Genomic DNA, 24699 nt, shown 5'->3' with positions numbered 1-24699 from the left:
CGCCAGCAGCGCCGAGAGCGCGAACGACGGAAGCGTGAGGCTTCTCTCGGGAGCGGCGGCTAAACCGGAAGCGGATGGGGGCACCCCTGCAAGTTCGACCACAGGTAGGCCACGGCCGATGTTCTGAGCATAAATCAGCAACTTGCCAGGGCCGTAATCAATCTCGGTGTTCGTAATAACAAGCCTCTCAGCGGCGAGAGCCGGAAGCAAGGGCCCCGAGAACAAAAACAGAAACACAGAAATGCCAACCAACTTTAAAATAGCCATTCCGCTCCACCTTAATCCCGGCCGGCGCCTGGGAGGACAAAAGGGTGGCGCGGATTAGTCATGAATTTAATTAAAGTCAACACAAGCGCAGATTGGCTGACTCCAGGCCCTCGCGAGTCGCAGTGGCCCCATGAGTAATCCGTGACGAAAATATCGAAGACGGTGTTTCGTCCGACCCAGCATCGAACTGTGTTGGAAGTCGGTGACGCACGCAGACGCGACAAACGTCTGCATGAAGGGGGCAGGGGCGGGAGGGACAGGGCTGCGCCCCGGTGCGCTCACGGTCCTTCTGGAGGATCGTCCTTCGCGAGGCGCAAGGCGCCCAACCCCGGCTCCGTAGGTGTCTCGTCCACGGAGGACAATGGCCGCGGCGCTGTCCGGATGTCGTCCGGGCCAAGAGGCGGGAACGCAGGGGAAATGCCACCCTCGTCCTCCTCCAGCAGGTCCAACTCCTCCAGCGCCTCGCCGCCGTCAAGCAGCGCCTGCTGGACTTCCTTCACGGCGTCCGCGCCGCTGTAGGCCCCCCGACTCGCGAGCAGGGCCAGCAGCAGCGCTTCCATATCCGCAGCGGTCGAGAAGCGTAAGTCCTCGCCCGAGCCCGTCGAGAGCGAGGTTGACGCAGAGGTTCTGCGAATGATTGCTGGGTGAGTCGTCTCAGCGCGACGGGCCGCGAGCCTCAGCCCAGAGGGAGACTTCGCCGTCCGCCTTCACGCGCAGCTCTCCCAGCGTCCCACGGCGCGCAGGTCGTCCGCGAAGTGCCGTCGCTTGCGCTCCACGAGCGCGTCCACCATCGCGCGCATCGTGGCCCGGCCGGGTTGGGGCATGGCCTCCAGCCGGCGGTAGACGTCAGGCAGCAGGTCCGGCTCTCCCCACTGCACCACCACCAGCGCATTCCAGGCGGTGATGACCCCCCGGAGGAAGCTCTGCTGCTGCTGAAGCGACGCGCCCGGCGGCAGATGGGCGAGCAGTGGCGCGACGTACTCCAGGAGGGTTTCGGAAATCTTCGCGGCCATGGTGTCCCTTTCAACTGGCGGCCGCGTGCGGGAGCAGTGGCGGCTCGCCGTGGAGCGCCGCCAGCACGGCCGCGCGCAGGTAGGCCTTGGGCTCGACGCCGCACCGCTTCGCCGACTCCAGCAGGCTGTAGAGGATGGCGGCCACCTCGGTGCCGCGGCGGCTGCGGCTGCCGTAGTGGTTCTTGCGGCCCACCACCGGCCCGCGCAGGGCCCTCTCGGTGGCGTTGTTGTCCAGGGGGACGAGAGCGTCGTCAAGGAAGCGCGTCAGCCCCGGCCAGAGGCTCCCCAGGTAGCCCAGGGCCTTATCGGCCACCGGCAACTCGTCGCGCAGCGACACCAGTGCGTGCCACTTGAAGGCGGCCGGCCGTGCCTCGCTGGTGGACGGGGCCCAGTCGGCCGCCAGTCGCCGCAGTAGTTGGCACGTGGAGTCAGCCACCTGCACGTCCGTGAACTCGTCCAGCAGTGCCCCCAACTCGTTGAAGGGCTTGTCCTCGCCGACTGCCTCGCGCACGGCCTGGACGGCCCGGCTCGCCACCGCGCGCGCACCCAACGTGCCCTCCCTGTCACTTCCTCCACCACTCCGGCAGGGAGTCCAGCGGGAGGGCGCGGAAGGTGTCCTGGAATGGGATGGCAGAGGAGGAAGGACGCGGCCTCCGACACAGCGTAGACTGGGGTCCGCGCGTCCTCCCCTCCCGGGAGGCCCGGGCCCTGGAGGCTGCCGAAGCCGATGCCGCGCCGGTCGAAGCAGCATCGCATCCTCGTCGCGGGAGCCCTCGTGGCGCTCCTCGTGGGAGGAGGCCTCGTCCGTCACGTGCTGGGCACCGGCGTCGCGGTGGCGACGGTGGAGTCGCGCCCGCTGGTGCAACTGGTGGTGATGAGCGGTCGGGTGCGCTCGCCCGGGACGGCGACGCTGGCCGCGCTCGTGCCGGGGACCGTGGTCCAACTGCCGGTGGAGGAGGGCGAGGCCGTGGAGCCCGGGCAGCTCCTCGTGGCCCTGGAGGACGCCGAGCTGCGGGCCGAAGCGCTGCGGGCGCGTGGCGTGCTGGCGGAGGCGCAGGCCCGGCTCGCGCAACTGCGCACGGTGGGCGCGCGGGTGGCCGGTGCCGCGCAGGTCCAGGCTCGCGCGGAGCTGGAGCGCACCCGTCTCCAATACGAGCGCTTCCAGCAGCTCAGCGCGGGGGGCGCGGCCTCGCAGGCCCAAGTCGACGACGCGCGCAGTGCCTTGGAGCAGGCCCGGGCCCGCTCCGAATCCGCGGATCTCCAGGCGCTCAGCGCGAGCCCCGGCGGGACGGAGCGCGCGCTCGCGCAGGCCACCGTGATGCAGGCCGAGGCCGCGCTGCTCGCCGCCCAGACGCGCCTGGACCATGCCCGCATCCGCGCACCCGCGGCCGGCACGGTGCTGCGGCGGCTCGTGGAGCCCGGTGACTCGGTGCAGCCGGGGACCGCGCTCGTGCTGCTCGCCAGGGACCTGCGCAAGGAGCTGGAGGCCGCGCCCGACGAGCGCAGCCTCGCGCAGCTCAAGCCCGGCCAGCCGGCGCGCGTCAGCACCGACGCCTTCCCCGGTGAGGTCTTCGACGCGACGCTGCGCTACCTCGCCCCCGAGGTGGACGCCGAGCGCGGCACGGTGACGGTGCGCTTCGACGTGCCCGCTCCGCCGCCGTCCCTGCGCCCGGACATGACGGTGTCCATCTCCGTGGAGACGGGCCGCCGCGACCCGGCGCTCGTGCTGCCCACCGGGGCGGTGCGCGACGCGCAGGGGGCCGCGCCCTGGGTCCTGGCCGTGCGGGACGGCCGGGCCACGCGCGTCCCGGTGGTGCTGGGCCTGCGAGGGGAGGGGGCCGTGGAGGTGGCCCGCGGCCTGGAGCGCGGCGAGCAGGTCATCCTTCCTTCCGAGCAGGCCGTGCGCGAGGGCGCGCGCGTCCGCCCGCATCCCTGAGCGGAGCCGGCACATGCCCTTCGAGTGGATGGTCGCGGTGCGCTTCCTGCGCGAGGGGCGCTTCCAGACGGTGCTCATCCTCGCGGGCGTGGCGGTGGGCGTGGCGGTGCTCGTCTTCCTCTCCGCGTTGATCACCGGCCTGCAGGCGACGCTGGTGAAGCAGACGCTCGGCAGCCAGCCCCACGTCATCGTGCGGCGTCCGGATGAGGTGCCCGTCACGCTCGCGCCCGCGGACGTGGCGGTCGCCGCCCGGGTGCAGCGTCCGCCGCAGCGGCTCATCGCGCTGGAGAACTGGCCGGGCGTGCGCGGGACCCTGGAGGCGATGGAGGGCGTGGAGGCCGTGGCCCCGGTGGCGTCCGGCTCCGGCTTCGCGCTCAACGGCGGCGCCAACCGGGGCGTCGTCCTCCGGGGCATCGACCTGGAGAGCAGCAACCGGATCATCGACGTGTGCCCCCGCGTGGTGCTGGGCGGGTGCCGGCTGGGAGGCGGCGAGGTGCTCATCGGCACGGAGCTGGCGCGGCAACTGGGCGTCACCGTGGGCGACACGCTCCGTGTGGGCACCGCCACCACGCAAGGGCAGCGCTTCGCCATCGTCGGGGTGTTCGACCTGGGGAGCAACGAGGTCAACGCGCGCTGGGTGCTGCTGCCCCTCAAGAGCGCGCAGACGCTGCTGGGCCTGCCCGGCGGGGTGACGGCGCTGGAGACGCGGGTGACGGACGTCTTCCAGGCCGAACGCATCGCGCGCGACGCGGCGCTGGCCACCGGGCAGAAGGCGGAGAGCTGGATGGAGCTCAACCGGCAGTTGCTGGTGGCGCTGCGCAGCCAGAGCTCGAGCAGCTACATGATCCAGCTCTTCGTCCTCGTCGCCGTGGCGCTGGGCATCGCCAGCGTGCTCGTGGTCAGCGTGGTGCAGAAGTCGCGTGAGATCGGCATCCTCAAGGCGATGGGGACGCCCACCGGCCGCATCACCCGCATCTTCCTCATCCAGGGGGTCCTGGTGGGCGCGGTGGGCGCCGTCTTCGGCGGCGCGCTGGGCACGGGCCTCGCGATGTTCTTCGCCACGCTGGCGCTCAACCCGGATGGCTCGCCGCGCTTCCCCGTGGCCGTCACCCCCACGCTGCTGCTGTCGGCGGGGACGGTGGCGCTCGCCACGGGGCTGCTGGCGGCCGTCGCGCCGGCCCGTCGCGCCGCGCGGCTGGACCCCGCCACGGTGATCCGCAATGGCTGAGCCGGTGCTGGAGCTGGAGGGCGTCACCAAGTCCTACGGTGAGACGGTCATCACCCCGGTGCTGCATGGCATCCACCTGCGCGTGGACACCGGCGAGTTCGCGGCCCTCATCGGGCCGTCCGGCTCCGGCAAGAGCACGCTGCTCAACCTCATCGGCCTGCTGGACCGCCCCACCGGGGGCCGCATCGTGCTGGCGGGCGAGGACACGTCCCAACTGGATGACACCCGGCGCTCCGTCGCGCGCGGCCGCACCCTGGGCTTCGTCTTCCAGTTCCACCACCTGCTGCCTGCCTTCACCGCGGTGGAGAACGTGATGATGCCGCTCATGGCCCAGCGTGGCCGGCAGGAGCCGTGGATGCGCGAGCGGGCCCTGGGGCTGCTGGAGGAGGTGGGGATGGCCTCGCGCGCCCACCACCTGACCAACGCCCTCTCCGGAGGCCAGCAGCAGCGCGTGGCCATCGCCCGGGCGCTCGCCCCCAGGCCCCGGCTGGTGCTCGCGGACGAGCCCACCGGGAACCTGGACACGCGGACGGCGGACGAGGTCTTCGCGCTCCTGCGCCGCTTCAACGTCGAGCACGGCACCACCTTCCTGATCGTCACGCACGACGCGCGGCTGGCGGGGCGCTGTGACCGCATCATCTCCGTGGTGGATGGCCGCATCGCGAGCGACCTCCCCCACGTGCCGTCTCCGCCGGCACCGACGCCCGGGTAGCGTGGAGGGCGTAGACGAGCCACCGCCAGCGGCCGTCCTTCCCGGCGGGCGCGTCCGGGAGGGGGTTCGTCACGCGCAGCCGCCAGTCGTTGCCCAGGGAGAGCCGCGCGACCTGGCAGTCGATGAAGTCCTCCACGTCGATCCGCGTCCGCGCGTGGGCGTAGTGCTCCGGGCCGAGGTACGCAGGTGGCGAAGAACACGAACCGCGGTGGCGGCGTGCACACGACTCCCAACCCGAACGGCAGCGGATGGGTGAATCAGCAAGACGGCAAGATCCTCAGCACGCACCGGCTCAAGGATCGGGCCGAGGATGCTGGAAGGTCTCAGGCGAAAGAGCAGGGCGTCGAGCACACCATCCACAAGCGTGATGGCACCATTGGAGAGAAGAACAGCTACGGCAACGACCCTGCTTCGTCCAAGGGGTAGCAGCGTCGATTGCAGTCGGTAGCTGCCAATAAACGAAGCTGGATGTGCATGAACTGGTGACGGACTGGGGGCTTTCGGAGCCTCCAGTCCGTTTTAGTTTTGGGCTCGCCGTATCGTCCCCGCGTCGCATTGTGCGGAGTGGCTATGGCAGGCCGATGACTCAGCGGCGCCAGGTGCCCGTCGTTCCACGAGACCCTGCGCAGGCCCGTCCCCGTGGAGTCCGGGCCTTGCCTGTTCGGGCATCCGCGAGAACCTGTTGAACCGTGGATTCTTTGTAAGGACAATCCCTGTCCCGCATGGACGCAGACGTGCCACGCGGCATCCAGGGAGGCGAGGCACCATGACGAAGCACATTCGCGAGTGGGCTGCACTGGTGGTGGCTGTGGGAACGCTCAGTTGTGGGGCAACAGTTCCCGACAATCATTTGTCTAATGCCCGCCAGCGTGTCGTCGGCGCCGCCTGTGATGTTTTTACGCCCTGCGATGCAGGCGAAATTTGCGACTCGGCGCAGGGTTTCTGCATCGAAGCGCCACCCGAACCAGACCCCTGTGAGCAGGTCCTCTGCTGGCCTTGGGAGACCTGTATGGACGGGATGTGCATCGACGACCCGGACAACTGCATGAACACAGGCTGCGAAACGGGATACTACTGCGAGGGCACCGAGTGTGTTCCCGATTGTCTTGGTCAGGGTAACTGCGGAGATTGCAACAACGACTTCAACTGCGAACCCGGCTATGTCTGTAACAACGGCACGTGCGCGGAAGAGGAGTAACCTCAATCCGAGCAGGGGCCACTGAATGGACTCACGTTGGGAGGCCGTCAGCATCGAGCGCGCGCTGGTCGGGTGCGTCCTCGTCTCCACTGCGCTGCTCATCGGTGCGGAGGGGCTGGAGGCCGGGGACGGAGTCTACGTCCCCAAACGTCTGGCGCTCGGAGTGTTCGCCCTGATGCTCGCGCTCCACGGGGGCCTCTCCCGACGGGAGCCCCCTGGAATTTCCGCCCCGGTATTGGCCTGGGCCGGGATGATTCTGGTGGGCCTCGTGTCCACCATGGCTGGCACGGCGTCACTTCAGCTCGGCCTTGAACGCATCGCGGCCGAGGCCTCGGCGTTGATCATCGCGGTGGTGACTGCCCGGCTCGCCAGAGACGCCCCGGAGCGCGACCGGCTCGTCGCGCTGCTCACGGGTGTGGCGGTGGTCGTGGCGGCCGTGGCGTTGCTGGAGGCATTGGGCCTGGAATTGCCCTGGGTTGACCTCCGGCGGCCCGCATCGACCCTCGGTGGGCGCAATCAGGTCGCGGGCTTCGTCGGGCTCATCCTCCCGCTCGCAATCGCCCGCTTTGCTCGTGGCAAGGGTATCGCCTGGGGCGCTTCGACGGTGCTCCTGGTCATCATCGTCGTGCTCACGCGATGTCGCAGTGTGTGGCTGGGGCTCGGGATCGCGGTGGTCCTGGCCGGGTTCGGCCTGCTTCGTGGACCCATGGGCGCGGACCTCCGCACGCGACTGTCTCGAGTCCTGCTACTGCTGGTGCTCGCCGTGGGGCTGGCAGTCCTGGTCCCCTGGCCGGGATTGCGCTGGCAGGAGTCCTCTCCCTTCGCGGCATCTCTCATGAGAATCGCGGAGCACGACCAGGGGTCGGGGCGCTATCGCGTCGGGCAAGCCATGGTCACCCGCTCCATCGTTGCCTCCGCGCCCCTTCTCGGCATGGGCCCCACGGCATGGACGGACGCCAGCTCACGATTCGCCCATGAAGCGGGCCTGCATCCTCCTCCCTATGGAGATGGACGGGCCCCACGGTCCGACCTGCTGCGGATCCTCGCGGAGACGGGGCTGCTCGGCCTTACTGCCTGGGGGGCGTTCTCCTGGACCGTCGCGAGGCGAGTCAGGGCCGCCACCGTGCCTGGGCTTGGAGCGGCGCTGACCGTCTTCGGCGTCCATGCCGTCTTCGACCAACCGCTGCTGCATGCGGAACAGCTTGCCGCAGGGGGCGTGCTCGTCGGCCTCGCGATGGCGGAGGGAACGCCGTGTGTGTTCACCTCTTCCGTACGTAGAAAGGCCTTCGTCATCCTGGCGCTGCTGATTGCCGGAGGGACGTGGTGTTTGGGGCGTTACTACCTGATCGCGACCCTGGGCCCGAGGCAGGCTCTTGTCGCCACGGCGCATGTCGAAGCACTCTCCCGGGCGGCGCTTCGCTTGTCCCGGAGCCGTGACTGCGTGGCGGCGGCGCCCCTGTTGGATCGTGCCATCGCGGAGGCCCCGCATCTGGTGGGGTTGCTCTGTGTCGCAGCCAGGTGCGCGGAGTCGCGAGGCGATCTGCCCTCTGCCCTGGCGTTCGCACGGAGGGCCGACGCGGTGGAGCCCCATCTCGCCTCCAGGCTCCAGGGCTCAACCCATCATGACTGCGGCACCGTCCTGCGCCTGCTGGAGACGGCCTCCTCCGCGAACCCGTAGGCCTTCCTCGACTCAGTGCCGCCGATTCGCGAGCTCGTCTTCGAGGCCACACTCCTGGTCCAGGAAGGGCATCAGGTCATGCCGTGGCACCCATGCATGGTGTGTTGGCCAGGGAGTGGTTGCCGCGTCAGACAGACCTGTCCGCCGCGAAGCTTCCGCCGCGTCACGCTCTTCCTGCGTGATGATGCGTGAGCGGTAGAGCTGGCGAAGCACCCTGGCGTGGGAGCGGTTGAAGCGGTCGAGGTTCTTGCCAACCAGCGGCGCTCCTGGCGCCGGGATGAGGCTCGCCAGCGTTGCTGCTTCGAAAGGGTCGAGTACGTCAGGCGGTTTTCCAAAATACTGACGGGCGGCGTCGGCGGCCCCGTAGACGCCGTCTCCCCACTCGATGGTGTTGAGGTAGAGCTCCAGGATGTCTCTCTTTGAGAGAGCCTTCTCAAGGTCCTGTACCAGGAAGGCCTCCCGCAGCTTCCGTTCAAGGGACCGTTCGGGTGAGAGGAACAGGGTGCGGGCGAGCTGCGCGGTCATCGTGCTCGCCCCGCGCAGATGTCCCGTGCGCCACGCCTGCCAGAGCGCGACCCGCGTCTCGTGCCAGTCGAAGCCACCATGACGGAAGAACATCCTGTCCTCCGCCTTCACAACGGCACACGCGAGCAGAGGCATGTGCTCAACCGGGATCCAGTCCTCCGGAAGGAGCCGGGCCTGGGGCGCCCGTTCCCGTTCCCTGAGCCACATCAAGGCCGTGGTCGAGGGCCGCTGCGTCTTGAGGTGGGTGACGTCAGGGGTGTCGACCCAGAGCCAGGCGACATAAATGAGGGCGAACACGCACGCGACAGAGGCCATCAGAAGGGTGCACCTGATTACCCGCTTCAAAAGGCCGACTCGCATGCTTTCACTTTAATTGGAGATGCTTCGCCTGCTGGGGCTGCTCCGGGACACGTCCAAATAGAGGACCGCCGAAGTCCCTCAATGAGACTGGGGATGCAGGTCCACCGCAGCCGCGCTCGCGGCCTGCTTCCGGGCGACCAGGGCGCCGAACACTCCGGCGGTGAAGAACATGATGATGCTGTAGATGGCCGCGGGGATGGCCATCACGCCGTCATTGAGCAGCCGGGGGCTGGACGCGATGGCGATGGCCAGCGTGCCGTTGTGGATGCCCACCTCCATCGCGATGGCCACCGCCTGCTTGCGCTCGATGCGCAGCAGCATGGGCACCACGAAGCCGACCGCCATGCTGGCCAGGTTGAAGGCCAGCGCCGCGAGCCCCACGCTCTGGAAGTACGTCACCACCTGGTCCCGCTCCTTGAGCGCCGCCCCGGCCACCACGAGCACCAGGAACAGCGCCGACAGGATGCGCACGGGCCGGTCCAATCCCTGCGCGAGCGAGGGCCGCATCGCGCGCACCCACATGCCCAGCGAGATGGGCACCAGGACGATGCCGAACACCTGGAGGATCTTCGCGAACTGCAAGGGGATGGCCCGCTCCTCGCCCATGAAGTGCGACACGGAGAGGTTCACGATGAGCGGCAACGTGAACAGCGACAGCACGCTGTTGACCGCCGTCAGGCTGACGTTCAGCGCGACATCGCCCTTGGCCAGGTGGCTGAAGAGGTTCGCGGTCGCGCCACCGGGCGTGGCGGACAACAACATCAACCCCACGGCGAGCGACGGAGGCAGCCCGAAGCCGGTCGCGATGCCGTAACAGACCACGGGCATGAGCAGCGTCTGACAGCCCAGGCCCACCAGCGCCGCGCGCGGAAACAGGGCCACGCGGCGGAAATCCGCGAGGGTGAGGCTCAGGCCCAGCCCGAGCATGATCACGCCCAGCGCGATGGGCAGGAACACCTCGGTGATGACGTTGCTCTGCATGGAATACCCCCCGGTGGATTCGCTCCACTCTGCCAGAAATCCCGACCTGCGGCGCCACGCCGCACCGCGTCCGGGACTTCAGCCCAGGGGGCCCGCGGCCGATGCAACTCCAGGCGGAGGCCCCGCGCTCACTTCCCGGTGGGCACGCCAAGCTTCTGGAGCACCTTCACCGCGTTGGCATTCCCCGCGTCCAGCGCGAGCGACTTCCTGTAGTTCGCGATGGCCTCTTCCTTCTGTCCAAGCTGGAGCTGCGCCTCGCCCAGGCTGTCATAGGCATTCGCATCCGCCGGGAAGAGCTTCACGTTCGCTTCGAACACCCGCACCGCCTCCGCGCCCTTGCCGTCTGCCAGCAACCGGTAGCCGAGCTGGTTCAGGTGCCCTGACTCCAGCCCCTTCATGCCCTCGCGGTGCTTCGCGGTGTACCAGGCGAGCGCGGTGTCGACGCCCTTGAGCCGCATGAGCACATCCACCTGGGAGGACGGCGACACGGGCTCGGGCTTGAACGCGGTCCAGCCATACTCGGCCGCGACGCTGGCGATGAGGCGATCGAAGAGCAGGAAGCCATTGTCTGAGTTGGCCATGACGACCACGCCGCTGCCCGTGTCACCGAAGGCCATGAACGCGGCCTGGAAGCCTTCGTCCGAGCCTCCGTGCCAGAAGCGGTCGGTGCCGGGCTCCACCTGGAAGCCCAATCCGAACGCCTCCGACTGCCGCGTCAGCATCTGCTTCGTCATCGCTTGCGACAGCACGCGCTGGGACTTCCCCGCCTTCGCGCTGGATACCTCGAGGGCGACCCGCGCGAGTTCGGACGGCGTGGTCCAAAGTCCGGCCGCGGCCATCTCCGGGTACACATGCCAGCGGCCCGCGACGCTCTTCCCGCTGGCGTACGTCCCGGTCGCCGTCCTGGCGGCGAGGGCCGGAGGCAGGGGCTGCTCGTAGGAGCTGCTGCTCATGCCAAGCGGCTTCAGCACCGTCTCCCGCATGACCTGGGGGAACGGCTTCTGGAGCTGATCCACCATCATCAACTGGACGATGGACGTGCCACCGCCGCTGTAGCGCGTCTTGGTCCCGGGGACGAGGTCGACGCGCACCGGAGCGGTATTCGCGGGCGCCGCGCCCTCCAGCACCTGCACCAGCGTGGGCACGGGCGCGTCGACGGCGTACCCGGGGAAGCCATGCACGGTCGTCCCCGCGCTGTGGCTGAGCAACCTGCGCAGGGTGACCTTCTGCTCCTTCGTGAAGTCGTTCTCGGGGACCTTCCACGAGCGCAGCCTGTCGTTGATGTTCTCGTCGAGCGACCACTTGCCGGCCTCGACGAAGTGCAGCGCCGCCAGCGCCGTCACCGGCTTGCTGATGGAGCCCGCCTGGAACAGCGTCTCCAGGGTGACGGGCTCCGAGCCACCCGCCTCCTTCACGCCATAGGTCCTGGCCCAGGCGATGGCGTGCTTGTCGAAGACGGCGATGCTCAGCCCGGGGATCCGGTACAGCGCCATCCACTGCGGGAGCGTCAGGCGCTGGGGTTTCTCGCCTTCGATGACGACCGGGGCCAGGCCCGCCTCCACGCGCGCCGCGCGGGCCGCCTGGGCCGGGCTGGCCAACCATTGCGTGGCGGGCTTCTTCGTCCCCTCCGCCGCGAGGGCCGCGCCTCCCGGGCCGAACAGGATGACCGCGAGCACGAGGTAGGACAGGGAACGACGCATGGGGTCACCGAAGGATGGGAGAGGGACGCGAGGTGTGTACGCCAGCACCTCCTTTTGATTGCCGGTCCGGGGAGGGCGGCTGCCGCAAGGGCCTGGAATCAGGGCGTGGGCGGGGCTCTCGCGTGGCCGGTCGTCACCGTCCGGGGTCTCCAGGGGATGAAGGCAAACCGCTGGCTGTTGCTGGGGGCCCTGGGTGTGGCCCTGGGTGTCGTGGCTTGTAGCAGTGGAGACATCGGCAAGCCGCCGGACTCACCGCCGGTCACGGTGGATGCCGGAACGGACGCGGGGCAGCCCCTGCCCGACGCGGGACCGGGCTCCCAGTGCCTCGGCGAGGGCACGGCGTGCAGCCGGGACTCGGGCGCCCAGTGCTGTACGGGCCTCTGCTCGGACACGGGCGTCTGTCCGGCCCCCAGCGCCCAGTGCACCGCCGCGGGTGAGGCCTGCACCAGCGGCATCGAGTGCTGCACGAACAGTTGCCTGGACGGCAAGTGCTCCACGCTGCAGTGCCTGGACGTGGGCAGCACGTGCGCCAGCGCGGAGGCGTGCTGCACGAAGATCTGCGGCGCGGACGGCAAGTGCGCGGCGCTGCCTTCCAACAACACCAGCAGTTGCAAGGTACCGGGCCAGGCCTGCACCGGCGCGGGGGACTGCTGCTCCAGCAACTGCCAGGGAGGAATCTGCAAGGCGGCGTACTCGTGCCAGGCCAACAACGACCTGTGCATGAAGGGCGCGGACTGCTGCGGCGGTGTGTGCTCGCAGGAGAACACGGGCACCCCGGGCCGCTGCGTGGCGGTCAGCGGTGGCGGCGCGGGCGGCTGCCTCCAGGACGGCAACCCGTGCTCGGGCTCCAGCACCTGCTGCTCGCGCACGTGCGTGGACCTGGGCTTCGGCACCACCGTGTGCCAACCGGTGGGCGGCTGCCGTCCCACGGGCGACTACTGCACCGACGACGGCGTGTGCTGCGGCGGCGAGAAGCTGTCCAACGCGGTGGACTGCCGCGAGAGCCGCTGTGACAAGCCGAATGGCTGCAACCCGGTGGGCAACATCTGCGGCAGCGGCCAACTGCCGGACGGCGGCATCATCGACGTGAACGCCCGCGAGGCCTGCTGCGACGGTCAGAAGGCCGTGTGCAAGGTGGACTCCTCCGGCGTCCCGCGCTGCTTCGGCGGCTGCCCCAACAACAACTGCCCGGCGGGCTGCCCCACGGGCTACACCGGCGAGGAGCCGTGCTGCATCGCGCAGGGCCAGCAGTGCCAGTTCTCCGACCAGTGCTGCGGCGACGCGCGCTGCCTGCCCGGCGCGGATGGCGGCCTGACCTGCCAGAAGACGACGACGTGCGATCCCGTGGGCACGCCCTGTGACCCGCAGGCCTCCAAGTGCTGCGCCGGCACCACCTGCTTCATCGCCTCCGAGTTCGGCTACGCCTGCCGTACCGGGGACGTGCCGGGCGGTGGCGGCACGGACGGCGGCACGGGCACCCAGGACGGAGGCACGGGCGGGACGGACGCGGGCACGTGCGCCGCGAACGGGAAGGCCTGCGCCTCGGGCTCCGCCTGCTGCTCCGGCATCTGCACCAGTGGCACCTGCTCGGCCCCCAGCGCCTGTCAGCCGCAGGGCCAGGCCTGCACCTCGCCCGCGGACTGCTGCGTCGGGCTCGGCTGCAACATTCCGGGTGGGAGCATCGTCGGCACCTGCGAGAAGGGGTCGACCTGCTCCGCCGCCGGTCAGGCCTGCTCGACCACCAGCCCGTGCTGCCCGCTGCTCAGTTGCGAGACGGTCACCGGGGAAGCCTGCACCGGCACGACGCCCTGCACGTGCAACAGCACCATCGGATGACGGAGACACCCATCATGTTCACACCCCTTCCGCGTGCCTTGACCGCCGTCGCATGTTCCCTCTTCCTGTCCCTGGGCCTCACGGCCTGCGGGGATGACGACATCAGCTCGGACGAGCAGGCCCGCCGCGCGTACCTCGGGCTCGACCCGTCCGTGAGCAAGGCCCTGCAGTTGGGCTTCCTCGGCTTCAACGCCGCGTCCAGCGCGAACATCCCGCCCCAGTCCACGACGGGCGCCGCCTCCGGGACGCTGCTCGTCACCGGGCAGGTGGACCAGGGCAGCTCGGCCAACAAGGGCATGCGCCTGCGCATCGGCATGACCCGCTACTCCGACGGTGAGATCCTCCCGGGCGGGGACGAGGAGCCGGTGAACATCACCTACGCTTCGAGCGCGGACACGGCGGCGCAGCCGGAGCTCACCCTCCAGTTGCGCGACATCCCGGGTGGCACGTTCACCGGGACGCTCAAGGGGCCCTTCCAGATGACCGGGGACCTGGAGGGCAGCGTCACCCTGGACCTCACCCTCACGGGTGAAATCGAGGACGACGGCACCGGCCAGGTCCGCCGCACGCCGGGCAGCACCCACGTGACGGGCACCGCCACGTCCGGCGACGGCGTCTACACCGTCGACGTCACGCAGTAGCGGAAGGGGTCCACCGCTACGCCGCAGGGAAGAAAGAGCCCAGCAACCCGGTGGGGTTGCTGGGCTTTTGACTGCATCCGCGGTGCTTCGGCTTACGGCGCGAGGATGCGCACCTGGAGCTGCCCCGTGCGCACTTCCGTGACGAGCACCAGCTCACCGTCGTGCACGAACACCCGCTTCGCGAGGCCGGGGTAGTAGCCCGCCGAGAGGATGTCGAAGGTGCTGCTCAGCACGCGCAGTTGCGTCGTGTTGCCCACCGTGTCGATGAGGTAGTAGCGGCCGTTGTGGAAGGCGGCGTCCACGAACGACAGGCCCATGCTGGTGCGGTAGGTGAGGTCGGCGGCGTTGAAGAACAGGCCGCTGCCCACCAGGACGCCTGACTCGTCCGGCAGGAGCCGGATGGGGTTGGGCAGGTTGTAGTCACCGTGGTACGGCGAGTCCCGCTCGGCGCCCAGCGTGCCCGCCACCGGATCCACGTCCACCATCGTCACGTCCGTCGGCGACACGCCCGCGTTGAGCAGGTAGACGCGCTTGTTCACCGGGGAGAACACGAGGGCGCGAGCGGAGTAGCGCCACTCGGCCGTGGCGACGCGCGCACCGGTGGCTCGCTGGTAGAGCGAGTGCGAATCCCAGGCGCCGGAGCCGTCGATGGTGAACAGGTAGTTTCCGGCCACCACCATGCTGGAGACCGTCTCCGGCGCCGCGGCGAAGAAGCGGACGGTGCCGTCGCTCGAGAAGGCGTCCATGCGCCCGCCGGTGTAGGCCAGGTACGTGGTGGCCCCGTCCGGAGTCACCGCCATGGACACGGCGTCCGCCGTGCCCGCGTAGGCGCTCAGGAAGCGGCGGTTCTTCACGTCGAGCCGGTGGACCCGGTCGGCGTTGCGGTCGAAGAAGTGGATGATGCCCCCGCTGGTCAGCGTGGCGTCATCCACGTTGAAGGCGAGCTGCGCGCCGTCGAGGACGATGCCCCCATCCTGGGTCGAGCCACCGTCGGACGTGCCCCCGTCGCTGGACGGCTCGCCCGTCTCCAGCGAGCCGACGATGTCGATGCCACCGGTCCCCGGCGTGCTGGGGCAGTTCGTGAGGTCGCGGCGCAGGACGAGGTTGGCCGAGGTGACGCTGCCGGCGACCACATCCACCTGGGTGCTTCCCGAGTACACCACCCGGCCGGAGGCGTTGAGCGCGTTCACCTGGACCGTCCGCGCCGTGCCCGCCGGGACCTGGGTGATGCGGCCCTGGATGGACGCATCCGTCACCTGGAGCGCCACGGGACCCAGGGTCGTCATGTCCGGCGCGGAGACTGTCGCGTTGGCCGAGCTGACTCCGCAGACATCCCCTGTCAGGGCGATCTCCATGCGGATGACTTCGGAGCCCTCCTCGGGCATCCCCTGGCACGCGGCAAGCCACGCGCACGTGGCCAGCATCCCAATCCATCGAATGGCAGTATTCATGCTTGTCTGTTCCGTGGCCCTTGAGGCCACGCCCCCTGTTGGTGTCTGGTTGTGAGGCATTGGCCGTGACGGGCGGCAGTTTAAAGCCTGACGGAGATGGTTTCGCAACCGGCCTCAAGGGACAGGAAGGCAAAGCCAGAGGGGGTGGACCACACCCACCATCAGGCCATCCGTTGCGCGGAAAAAGCGAAAGGCCCGGAACCTTGCGATTCCGGGCCCTTCTGACTGGCGAGGAGTACGGGACTTGAACCCGTGGCCTCCGGCGTGACAGGCCGGCGTTCTAACCAACTGAACTAACTCCCCACAAACGCTCCTGGGCGGAACAGGTGCTGCGGCTGCCGCCCTGGGCGGGCGCCGATCTACCGCTGATCACCGGATAAGTACAGTGGGAAGGAGCGCTCGCTGGTTGGATGGCGGCTCGGCCCATGCGCCGGGGGCTGGGGACGCGCGCGCCGATTGGGTCGACGCGCTTCACCCGGTTTCGGTGGGGTCAGGGGGCCACCGGGGCGGGAGCCGTGAAGTTCACCACGGTGCTGCGGTCGCCTGCCGCGGCAAATCGGGTAGGCCTGGGGCCATCGAGCGATCTCAGGGGCTGCGCTGCCGTGTGCACGGTGGTCCAAGCACTGCCATTGAAGAACTCGATCGTGTTCGCGCTCGTCACCGCATAAATGCCATTCTTGCTGAAGGCGAGCACATCCATGACCTGGGGGGCATCCGTTGCACCGTTGGTAATGGGGAGCTGCGGCAGGGCATGCCAGCCGGCTCCTCCGATCCACTCGAAGACCCGCCCCTTGTCGCCTGCTGCATAGGCGTATTGACCGTTCAGGACATGCACCGCGCGCACGAATTCTGTGTCCGGAGCATTGAGAGATTCCTCCGTCCACGTGCTCCCTGTCGAATTGGCGCGATACGCCCGTGCCTTGCCGTCCACGCCCGAAACACCTACCGCCACGAGCGAACTCACCGTCTTCAAGCCACCGATCGCACGAAGGTTCGCGAGGACGTTCGTGACCTCAGCCAGGTCGTTTGCTCCATTGTAGGGAGGAGACCAGCGGTAGATCTTGCCGTTGCTCGCGACCGCGTAGACGGTGGGACCGGACACCGGATCATCAATTCCAAAGACGCCATTGAAGTCCGTGTTGTTCTTGTCGGTAGCAACCTGAGGCGTGAAACACTGTTCAGACCCGTCGACGGGCCTCCGAGTCGAAAGCCATCCGTCCTCTCCGACGACGAAGACCCGGCCATCCTGGGCGACCCAGGCCGCATTCCAGGACTTCCGACAGGAAGCATCCGTGAACTCCTTGATTCCCGGGTTCGTACCGTCCAGATGAGCTAGCTTGTTCGGGCCCGCGAGCCAGCCCTTCTGCCCGTCGTCGTAAAGGGCAATGGACTTCAGCGAGTCCACGGCTCCGAGAACCCCTGCATCGGTGGCCCAATCGGGGAGCACGCACCCTTCGTCCACGCCTCCGGAGCAGTTGTTGTCCAGCCTGTCGCAGGACTCCGCCAGTCCATTCCGGACGTAGACAGAGCTCTCGTCGCAGTCCTCGGACTGGGCAACACCGCCGTCCACGGGCGACTCACAGCCCACTCCCGCGAGCTGCCCCTTGGAACCGTCGCCGTCGACGTCCACGTACCAAGCGACCGGATCCTGCCCCGGGAGTCGCGTGCAGACCACCTGGCTCGGGGTGGCCGCACACGCGGTCTTGCCCACGCACTTCTGAACATCAATGCAGTCATAGCCGACGCTGAAGTCCTCGTCGTTCATGCCATTGCAGTTGTCATCCTTGCCATCGCAGCGGAACTCCGTCCGACCCGGCCGGACCTGCCCGTCGGCGTCGTTGCAATCTCCTCCAACCGCCACGGCGCCAACAGGCTGGACGCAGCTCTCCACCCGGAGGCTTCCGTAGCCGTCCGCGTCCGCGTCCGTGTACCAGACCTGCTTGTCGGTCGCGTCCGACTCCCCGAGGGTGCAGTTGTCATCCTTCCCGTTGCACACCTCAAGGGCGCTGGGGCTCACGGCGCTGTCCCTGTCGTTGCAATCGGTACCACTGACGACACCCGCCGCGTCGGCGCTGCTGAAGTAGCCGTCGCCATCCTCATCGACGGCCCTCACGGTGAAGGCCACGTCCAGCGTGCCTTCCGCGGGAACCTGCGCCGCCGCTTCCTGTGCGGCGCCCACCGCGGGGCCAGAACAGTCGAGTTCACGCAGTTGCGCCGTCACGCGCAGCGTGCGGCCCCAGTCCTTCTTGCGGAACACCTCCGCCGACACGGTGCCCGGCGCCTTGCCGGGGATCGCCACGTCGAGGCTCCTCGTGTTGCTCGCGTTGTCCGCGTCCGTGGCCGTCACCGTGACGCATCCGCGCATGAAGCCGCTGTAGCCGACGGTGACGTTCAGCGCTCCGGACGTGTCGTCCATGGCGTCACACCGCTCGGGGAATTGCTTGCACAGCTTCTGCTTTTCCAGGTCGAAGTCGGTACAGGCCGCGCTCGCGAGCACGAACACGACCAGCGCCGCGCGCAGTCGAGGGAAGCTCATGGCCACCTCCCATACACAAGCGCCGACCGTCCATCCGTCCCCATTCGCATGGCGAACTTCTCCTCGGGAGCCCCCATCAGATACATGCCCGCCGCCAACCCCAGCCCCAGGACACCGACCCCCAGCAGGCCCACGCCCGCGGCTTGCAGTGTCCGGCCTCGCGGCACGGAACGGTCAATGTCCGCGGAGGTCGCCAGGGATGGGTCCGCGTTGCGAAGCTTTGATGCCTCCCCACGAGACAGGGCCCAGGAAATCCCACCCGCGACCGTGAGCGCGCCACCGGCAATGGCAGGGATATAGGCCCTGGATCGCAAGGAACCCGTCCGAGCCTCCTGGGTCACCTGGAGCGGGGACGCGGTGGGCGCCGACGCGATGTCGGACGGAGACGCGATTCGGGGCGGTGAGGACGGCGGAGCCACTTCCCGCGGCGCATCCGTCGTCTGGCGCGGCGCAGGCGTGGGACTGGGGAGGTCACGGCGCGCTTGCTGCGCGCGTTTCACGGCCTTCCGCAGCGCTTCGAACTGGTTCGACACCTTGGGCGACACCTTCACGGGGAGCTGTGCGTCCGGCCGCAGGACCAGGGCCGACGTGAAGGCGGCGGAAGCCTCCTCCGTCCGGATCAACTCCGCCAGGAGCAGGCCTTCCCAAAGAGACAGCTCGACGTCGTCCTCCGGTCCGCTCGCCTGCTGCCGTGCCGTGGCGACCTGACCGAGGGCACTTTCGAATTCGAGCTCCTCGTAGAGGTTGGCAATGGCATTCAGGTGGCTCTTCACCTCGCTGCTTGGAGCCGCCAGCCCGACGGACGGCAGGACGATGAGAAAGACCCAGCAGAGGGTCGGCCCCAATGCCTGAGATGAACGCATGAACTCCTCCCGGAACCGGGCAACTCCTAACATGGGGCGCACGGGCGAGGAAATGAGAGCCGTCTCCCACTCGATGGTGCCCCGCGGGTCATGCCGCCCGGTGATGGCTTGAGTCTGGATGGTATTCACGGCTCGGACGGCCGGACCTGCTGCTATGAATGCGCCTCATGGGAAACGCATCTGGCAGACAGAAGCAGAAGCCGCTCATCCTCGGTCCCGCTCCTGGCTCCGGCATGGGCGTCTACGCGGTGACGTTCGACACGCTGGAAGACCGCGAGCTGGCCACGCTCGAGGAGAGCAGGTCCCCGGATGCCTTCTACCTGCCCTGGAAGTCGGGTGACGTCACGGAGGGCGGGATCGATCTCACCACCGACACCGTCACGTACTTCTTCACCGCGAACCTGAGCGGTTGCAGCCTCTGGTACAAGTTCCAGGATGGCCGCATCTTCATCCGGCACGAGGCCCGCACCGACAGCGCCTCGCAGAACCTGCACAAGCTGGCCGGCTTCAAGTGCGTCGTCGACAGCAGCCTGAACCCGGACGACGTCCAACTCTCCGTCGACCCGGAGACGATGGTTCGCAAGGCGCGGTACTACGTCGTCTACGCGATCTTCGATCATGAGGCGAGGCAGGTGGAGTTCCGCGCCCAACTGGTCGCGCAGCAGACGAACCTGCTCAACCGGCAGGAGTCCTACGAGCTGGTCAAGGTCACCGCCGTCGCCGTCAAGTTCCCCAAGGCGTAGTGCGGAAGGGCGCCTTCGCGGATCCTCGCTACGCCGGGGTGCGCTTGCGGCGCCGCGACACGATGCGGCTCAGGCCCACCTCGGTGATGCCGAGGTAGGCCGCCACGTCGCGCTGGGGAATCCGTCCCTTCAGGTGGGGATGCTCCTCCCAGAAGTTCACGAGTCGCTCCTCCGCGGACAGCTCCAGGAACTCCTGCTCACGGCGCTCCTTGAGGAGGAAGTGCTGCTCCGCCACCCGGCGGGCCAGCCGCTCCCAGCACACGTGGCCCTGCTCCAGCGTCTGGAAGTCCCGCGCCTGGAACACCAGCACGCGGCTCGGCTCGAGCGCTTCGATCGCGGTCATCGAAGGCCGCCGCTGCAACATCTCCGCGTAGGCGCCAATCAGCTCTCCCTCGGCTCGGAAGGCCTTGATGGATTCGCCTCCGCGTGGCGACACGCGCACGCCCCGGAAGACGCCCTGGAGCACCACGGCGAACCGGTCCGCCGCATCCCCTGGACGCAGGAAGAGCTCCCGCTTCTCGAGCGCCTGTTCCTTCGCCACGGCCTCGGCCTTCACCCACTCCTCGGGAGGAAGCGGGGCCAGCGTGGCGAGGCGCTCGAAGAGCTTGGGGAATCTCACGTCTCGAAGGACCCTGGCTTGACCTGGGTTAAGGCGCAGGCCGCGCCGGGAACCATATACCGGCGGCATGTCCATCAACGTCTATGCCGTGGCGACGCCCTTCGTCATTGCCCTGGCCCTGACCGAGTTCGCCTGGTGCGTGGTGCGGCGCAACGGCTACTACAGCTTCCAGGACTCCATCGCGAGCATGGGCACGGCGGTGATGAACCAGTGCGTCAACGTCGCGGTGGCGCTGCTGGTGCTGCCCCTCTTCACGCAGTTGGGGCAGTTCGCGCCGTGGAGGCTGGACGTATCGTCGCCCCTGGCGCTGGTGGCGCTCTTCCTGGGCGTCGACTTCCTCTTCTACTGGTTCCACCGCTTCGGGCACCGCACCAACATCGGCTGGGCGGCCCACTCGCCGCACCACTCCACGGAGGAGCTCAACTACGCGGTGGCCCTGCGCGCGAGCGTGACACAGCGCCTCTTCTCGTTCCTGTTCTACTGGCCGCTGGTGCTGGTGGGCTTTCCCCCGGAGGCCGTGCTGGCGATGGTGGCCTTCCACCTGGTGCTCCAGTTCATCCCCCATACGCGGGTCATCCCCAAGCTCCCTCGGTGGGTGGAGTCGTGGCTGAACACGCCGTCACACCACCGCGTGCACCACGCTCGCAACGACGCGTACATCGACAAGAACTACGCGGGGTTCCTCATCATCTGGGACCGGATGTTCGGCACGTATGAAGAGGAGACCGAGCCGTGCTCCTACGGGCTGACCACCCCGGCGAACACCTGGGACCCGACGGTCATCAACTTCCAGGCGTGGGCCCGGCTCTTCGCGGACGCCGTCGCCACGAAGAGCCACTGGGACCGGCTGCGGCTCTGGGGGATGCCCACGGGCTGGCGGCCCGCGGACCTTCCTCCTCGCGCGTTGGGGTACTGGAAGCAGGGGGGCGCGGAGGTGAAGTACCAATCACGGGAGCTGCCTGGCGTCCGCGGGTACCTCGTCTTCCAGTTGTTCGCGTCGATGCCGTTCATGCTCCTGGTGAGCCACCATGCCTCGCCGCTGTCGGGGTGGCAGAAGGTCGCGTTGAGCCTGCTGCTCTGGGCGATGGCGACCGCATGGAGCGGGATGCTGGAGTCGAAGGCGTGGAGCGAGCCCTTGGAGCTGGCCCGGGTGCTCGCGATGGGCGTGGCCGTGACGCTGTGGCTGGTCCAGGCGAGCGCGCCCCAGACGTGGAGCGCGCTCACGGCGGCGTGGCTGATGGTCTCGCTGGTGTGGCTGCGCGTGGCTCGGGGGGCCGCCAGCCGGAGGTCCCAGGCGAATCCCTTTCCAGGCTGAGCGCGCGTGTCAGGGAGGAGGGGGAAGCCCTGGCGGAAGCTGATGCTCTTTCGACGGAGCGGGGCCCAGGTGCTGCTGGAACCAGGGGAGTAGCGAGGGGCCATCCGTCAGAAGCAGCTCAACGCCTTGTGCCCCCCCGCCGCACCATCGCTCCTCGCGCAAGCGGAGGACGTCCTCGCGCACCAGTTGTCCGAACACCGCCTGTCCGCCGCGGAGCTTCAGCTCCAGCAGGACGGACTCCCAAGGCGGAGTCGTCAGGGCCGGGTCCCGTGAAACCGTGGCCCGGGGCAACGCGGTCCGAAGCTGCGCCAACAGGGGCTCGGGCATCCGCGCCAACTCCTTGTCTCCCTGGCAGGAGACAAGCCGGGCCGATTCAACAAGAGTCGCCTCCGCCTTGAGCCGCTCCGCCGCGCTGGCGCCCGGCGAAGGCGCGGTGGTCGCCTCCGGACCGGCGGAAGGCGCTGGGGCCTCCACACGGCCCTTCCCACCGCCCGCTCGTTCCGAGGCCGCTGCGCCCCGGGCCGACTCCTGACAGGCCTGGGCCATGAGCAGCGTTGCGGCGAGCCCCACGCGGAGCCACGCCTGGATGGCGCCAGGCCACGTGTCGGAATCAGAAGAGGAGATATCCGGTGTCATCGGGCACCAACCCCATGGCGCTCTTGAGGAAGTCGTACTCGCGCTTGTAGATGATGCCATCCACGTACATGTAATTGAAGGTCTTCTTGCCCAAGGGGACTGCGCGAAGATTGGCGCCCATTCCTGGAGGCGCCCCATACACCTTCGCGCTGCCGCCAATGGCAGCGGACAACTTCGCCATGTAGTTATGCTTCAGGATGACGTCCCGAAGGTACGTCTTCGCTTTCGCGGCCGTTGTGGTGCGCCGATCCGTCTCGGACCAGTTGTAGGAGACGGTGTCGGTGTCGCTCCTGGCCGAGGCTGTGGCGCGAATGAGGTTGCGATAGGCCGTGGTCGCCATGCAGCCCCACACCTTGACGATGGAATCGGCGGCGAAGGCGGCCTTGAAGTCATTCAGCCGGGGCATGTTGACCGGGTCGAAGTCCTTGAGTCGAGGGTCCTTGTCCCCTGGATCCCTCCTCGCTTCCGAAGCTCCGCCCGGCTGGTAGGCGGCGTCCTCGTAGGTATCGACCAGGATGGGGCCCCCTGCCCAGGCGTGGGAGAAGAGATGAAACTCCCTCAGGGTCCCTGGGGCCCGGGTGCCAAGCTCGGTGATGTATTCGTAGACGTGCCGGATGGAGATGGAATCGTCGTCGTGTCGCCTCTTCAGGTTCGCCGGGTCTGAGTATTTCTCCAGGTGCGTCTTCACCTTCCCCTGGAGGACGCGATCCAGTTCAAACCACCCGGCTGCGCTCTTCACGGTCCTGCTCCGCACCCCGGACTTGAAGTCGAAGACGGTGACGACCGTGGAATCGTCAATGCGCTTGGGAATGGACGTCTTCACTCCAGTCCTGTGCGTGCTCCCGGAATAGAGATCCTCGCGATAGGTGTCGCAGTAGGCGGCGTTGTTCGCACCTCCGCGAATGAGAGACACACTTCGCCCCTGCCCGGATTCACCCCGCTCAGCGCGATGCGCGCTGCGCCGGAGACCGCCACGGCCCGGCTCACGGCCAGACCCGAGGTCAGTGTCACGGTGTCTAGCTTGAGCGCGGCACCCTTTTCGTCAACAACGACCACCTCGAGGTGATGGGTCGCGGGCATGTGGTCCCCCCTTCTTCAGGTTCACCATGCCATTCGAGACCCAAGGGGGAGGGCGAAACAACGACCCGCGAGGCTCTGGGATGCGACTCAACCGGCTCGGTAGCCGCACCGGGTGCGCAGCACCCGCACCGGGTTCGACCCGGAGCCGCGCGCCCGGGGGCCTCGTTCAGGCCACCTCTCCGGACGCGCGGGTGCTGCTACCGCCTGGAGCCCGCGCTCAGCGCGTGTACCAGTTCTGGGCGTTCGTGCCGTTGCACTCCCAGAGCTGAATCCGGGTTCCCAGCGCCGTGCTGCCATTGTCGACATCCAGGCAGCGGTTGGGGGCCAGGGCGCTGCGCACCGTGGTGCCTACCACCGTCCACCGCTGGGCGGGCGTGCCATTGCATCCAAAAATCTGGATGCGCGTGCCCGGCGTGGAATCGCCGTTGGCGACGTCCAGACAGAGATTGGACGCCAGGCCGCTCCGCAGCTCTCCCTGGGGCGTCAGGCTCCACCGCTGCGCGGCCGTGCCGTTGCACTCCCAGAGCTGGGTGGGCGTTCCCTGCGCGGGGTTGCCGTTGGTCACGTCCAGGCAGCGATTCGGGTCCAGGGCGCTGACCAGGCTGGGGGCGGACACCGCATACATGGCGCTCAGCGCGGTGCGGTCGCTGTCGGTGAACTCACCTGATTCCACGGCGCGGAAGCAGGAGTTCATGATGGAGCCGCCGACGACCGCCGTGGTCGGCGTGCCCGGGATGTGGATGGCTCCGACGCCGGCGTCACCCTCGTTGCCGCCGGTGCCGCAACTGATGGTCCGGTTGTAGTAGTCCGAGTGGCGGAAGCCGATGGTGTGGCCCAACTCGTGGGTGATGACGTGCTCGATGACGTCGACGCCGTACTGGCTGAGCTGGCCGCCGATGGTGATCTGCCCGAACGGGTTGCCGTTCGCCGGGAACCCGGCCACGCCGCCATTCATGTTCGGGTCGATGACCGCGTTGATGGTGAAGCTGCAGCCGGTGCTCGGCGTGCGCGCCATGGTGAAGGTGAGCGGAATCTCCGCGTAGTTCTGGATGGCCAGGTCCAGCGCCGTGCTGAACACCCCGGTGAACGCCGAGCCGTTGACGCAGATCTTCGTCAGGGCCGGGCTGACGACGTTGTTCGTGCGGTACTGCTCCTCGGTGGTCGTGTCGGTCGCGAGCATCTCGCGCGAGGCCTCCAGGGTCACCTCGGCGTCACGCCCGACATAGACCTTCCCCTCGACCACCATGATGTCGTTGGAAGGGAACCCGGCCCCCATCAGGTTGGCGACGATCTCCTGCGTCTCGTCCGCGGGCTCGCCACACCCGAGGCCCAGCGCGATGCACCCTGCCGCGACGACGAAGCTTCGTGAGAACATGAAGGG

General features: G+C 68.3%; 23 protein-coding genes and 1 tRNA gene. 10 read left to right on the top strand and 14 right to left on the bottom strand.

All coding sequences use genetic code 11. From position 1 onward, the window contains the following. The 4 genes from K8612_RS19210 to K8612_RS19195 all read right to left on the bottom strand — a co-directional run. Positions 1 to 267 (bottom strand): hypothetical protein (locus K8612_RS19210; protein ID WP_223763328.1); only part of this gene is annotated, 267 nt, incomplete at its 3' end. Positions 268 to 545: 278 nt separating this feature from the next. Next, positions 546 to 827 (bottom strand): hypothetical protein, encoded by a 282-nt coding sequence (locus K8612_RS19205; RefSeq protein ID WP_223763327.1) that lies wholly within the window; start codon positions 825 to 827, stop codon positions 546 to 548. Positions 828 to 974: 147 nt separating this feature from the next. Beyond that, a complete protein-coding gene (locus K8612_RS19200) occupies positions 975 to 1280 on the bottom strand; it encodes a hypothetical protein (RefSeq protein WP_223763326.1) in 306 nt (101 codons plus the stop codon). 10 nt (positions 1281 to 1290) lie between these two features. Next, positions 1291 to 1830 (bottom strand): transposase, encoded by a 540-nt coding sequence (locus K8612_RS19195; RefSeq protein ID WP_171421249.1) that lies wholly within the window; start codon positions 1828 to 1830, stop codon positions 1291 to 1293. 177 nt (positions 1831 to 2007) lie between these two features. On the opposite strand from K8612_RS19195, the gene K8612_RS19190 reads away from it, so the two are divergent. From K8612_RS19190 to K8612_RS19165, 6 genes are all read left to right on the top strand, one after another. Next, on the top strand, positions 2008 to 3216 hold the full coding sequence (locus K8612_RS19190; RefSeq protein ID WP_223763325.1) for an efflux RND transporter periplasmic adaptor subunit: 1209 nt from the start codon (positions 2008 to 2010) through the stop codon (positions 3214 to 3216). A gap of 13 nt (positions 3217 to 3229) precedes the next feature. Further along, positions 3230 to 4444: an FtsX-like permease family protein gene (locus K8612_RS19185; RefSeq protein ID WP_223763324.1), complete on the top strand. Its 1215-nt coding sequence runs from the start codon at positions 3230 to 3232 to the stop codon at positions 4442 to 4444. After that, positions 4437 to 5156: an ABC transporter ATP-binding protein gene (locus K8612_RS19180; protein WP_171421246.1), complete on the top strand. Its 720-nt coding sequence runs from the start codon at positions 4437 to 4439 to the stop codon at positions 5154 to 5156. The genes K8612_RS19185 and K8612_RS19180 overlap by 8 nt, the downstream gene beginning before the upstream one ends. A gap of 186 nt (positions 5157 to 5342) precedes the next feature. After that, positions 5343 to 5582 (top strand): DUF2188 domain-containing protein, encoded by a 240-nt coding sequence (locus K8612_RS19175; protein ID WP_223738916.1) that lies wholly within the window; start codon positions 5343 to 5345, stop codon positions 5580 to 5582. A gap of 340 nt (positions 5583 to 5922) precedes the next feature. Next, positions 5923 to 6354, top strand: coding sequence for a hypothetical protein (locus K8612_RS19170; RefSeq protein WP_223738917.1), 432 nt, complete (start codon positions 5923 to 5925; stop codon positions 6352 to 6354). Between the two features lie 25 nt (positions 6355 to 6379). Beyond that, positions 6380 to 8032 (top strand): O-antigen ligase family protein, encoded by a 1653-nt coding sequence (locus K8612_RS19165; RefSeq protein WP_223763323.1) that lies wholly within the window; start codon positions 6380 to 6382, stop codon positions 8030 to 8032. A gap of 12 nt (positions 8033 to 8044) precedes the next feature. Here the strand turns inward: K8612_RS19165 and K8612_RS19160 are convergent, their stop codons facing one another. From K8612_RS19160 to K8612_RS19150, 3 genes are all read right to left on the bottom strand, one after another. Next, a complete protein-coding gene (locus tag K8612_RS19160; RefSeq protein ID WP_223738919.1) occupies positions 8045 to 8872 on the bottom strand; it encodes a biosynthetic peptidoglycan transglycosylase in 828 nt (275 codons plus the stop codon). A 123-nt stretch (positions 8873 to 8995) separates the two neighbouring features. Further along, on the bottom strand, positions 8996 to 9898 hold the full coding sequence (locus tag K8612_RS19155; RefSeq protein ID WP_223763322.1) for a bile acid:sodium symporter family protein: 903 nt from the start codon (positions 9896 to 9898) through the stop codon (positions 8996 to 8998). Positions 9899 to 10026: 128 nt separating this feature from the next. Then, positions 10027 to 11598 carry a serine hydrolase gene (locus K8612_RS19150; protein ID WP_223763321.1) on the bottom strand — a complete coding sequence of 524 codons (1572 nt, stop codon included), beginning with the start codon at positions 11596 to 11598 and terminating at the stop codon, positions 10027 to 10029. A 156-nt stretch (positions 11599 to 11754) separates the two neighbouring features. Here K8612_RS19150 and K8612_RS19145 point away from each other — a divergent pair, with 156 nt between their 5' ends. Together K8612_RS19145 and K8612_RS19140 are read left to right on the top strand one after the other, a co-directional pair. After that, positions 11755 to 13434: a hypothetical protein gene (locus K8612_RS19145; protein ID WP_223763320.1), complete on the top strand. Its 1680-nt coding sequence runs from the start codon at positions 11755 to 11757 to the stop codon at positions 13432 to 13434. Positions 13435 to 13448: 14 nt separating this feature from the next. Beyond that, positions 13449 to 14075: a hypothetical protein gene (locus K8612_RS19140; protein ID WP_223763319.1), complete on the top strand. Its 627-nt coding sequence runs from the start codon at positions 13449 to 13451 to the stop codon at positions 14073 to 14075. A gap of 92 nt (positions 14076 to 14167) precedes the next feature. On the opposite strand, the gene K8612_RS19135 is transcribed toward K8612_RS19140, so the two are convergent. From K8612_RS19135 to K8612_RS19120, 4 genes are all read right to left on the bottom strand, one after another. Continuing rightward, a complete protein-coding gene (locus K8612_RS19135; protein WP_223738924.1) occupies positions 14168 to 15526 on the bottom strand; it encodes a hypothetical protein in 1359 nt (452 codons plus the stop codon). A gap of 226 nt (positions 15527 to 15752) precedes the next feature. Beyond that, a tRNA-Asp gene (locus K8612_RS19130) sits at positions 15753 to 15829 on the bottom strand. A 187-nt stretch (positions 15830 to 16016) separates the two neighbouring features. Next, positions 16017 to 18062, bottom strand: coding sequence for a putative metal-binding motif-containing protein (locus tag K8612_RS19125; protein ID WP_223763318.1), 2046 nt, complete (start codon positions 18060 to 18062; stop codon positions 16017 to 16019). After that, complete coding sequence (locus K8612_RS19120; protein ID WP_223763317.1) at positions 18059 to 19054, bottom strand: hypothetical protein; 996 nt, start codon at positions 19052 to 19054, stop codon at positions 18059 to 18061. Before K8612_RS19120 ends, K8612_RS19125 begins: the two co-directional genes overlap by 4 nt. 38 nt (positions 19055 to 19092) lie before the next feature. On the opposite strand from K8612_RS19120, the gene K8612_RS19115 reads away from it, so the two are divergent. Next, positions 19093 to 19668, top strand: coding sequence for a hypothetical protein (locus K8612_RS19115; protein ID WP_223738927.1), 576 nt, complete (start codon positions 19093 to 19095; stop codon positions 19666 to 19668). A gap of 28 nt (positions 19669 to 19696) precedes the next feature. On the opposite strand, the gene K8612_RS19110 is transcribed toward K8612_RS19115, so the two are convergent. After that, positions 19697 to 20287, bottom strand: coding sequence for a Crp/Fnr family transcriptional regulator (locus K8612_RS19110; RefSeq protein ID WP_223738928.1), 591 nt, complete (start codon positions 20285 to 20287; stop codon positions 19697 to 19699). A gap of 67 nt (positions 20288 to 20354) precedes the next feature. On the opposite strand from K8612_RS19110, the gene K8612_RS19105 reads away from it, so the two are divergent. Then, a complete protein-coding gene (locus tag K8612_RS19105) occupies positions 20355 to 21602 on the top strand; it encodes a sterol desaturase family protein (protein ID WP_223763316.1) in 1248 nt (415 codons plus the stop codon). A gap of 610 nt (positions 21603 to 22212) precedes the next feature. Here the strand turns inward: K8612_RS19105 and K8612_RS19100 are convergent. Next, positions 22213 to 23151 (bottom strand): hypothetical protein, encoded by a 939-nt coding sequence (locus tag K8612_RS19100; RefSeq protein WP_223763315.1) that lies wholly within the window; start codon positions 23149 to 23151, stop codon positions 22213 to 22215. A gap of 384 nt (positions 23152 to 23535) precedes the next feature. Beyond that, positions 23536 to 24693, bottom strand: coding sequence for a M57 family metalloprotease (locus K8612_RS39275; RefSeq protein ID WP_306799674.1), 1158 nt, complete (start codon positions 24691 to 24693; stop codon positions 23536 to 23538). Positions 24694 to 24699 lie beyond the last annotated feature (6 nt).

The organism is Corallococcus sp. AS-1-6, from assembly GCF_020037015.1.
Classification (GTDB): Bacteria; Myxococcota; Myxococcia; order Myxococcales; family Myxococcaceae; genus Corallococcus.
The sequence above is the reverse complement of the archived record's forward strand: the minus strand, read 5'-3'. Positions and strand labels throughout refer to the sequence as shown.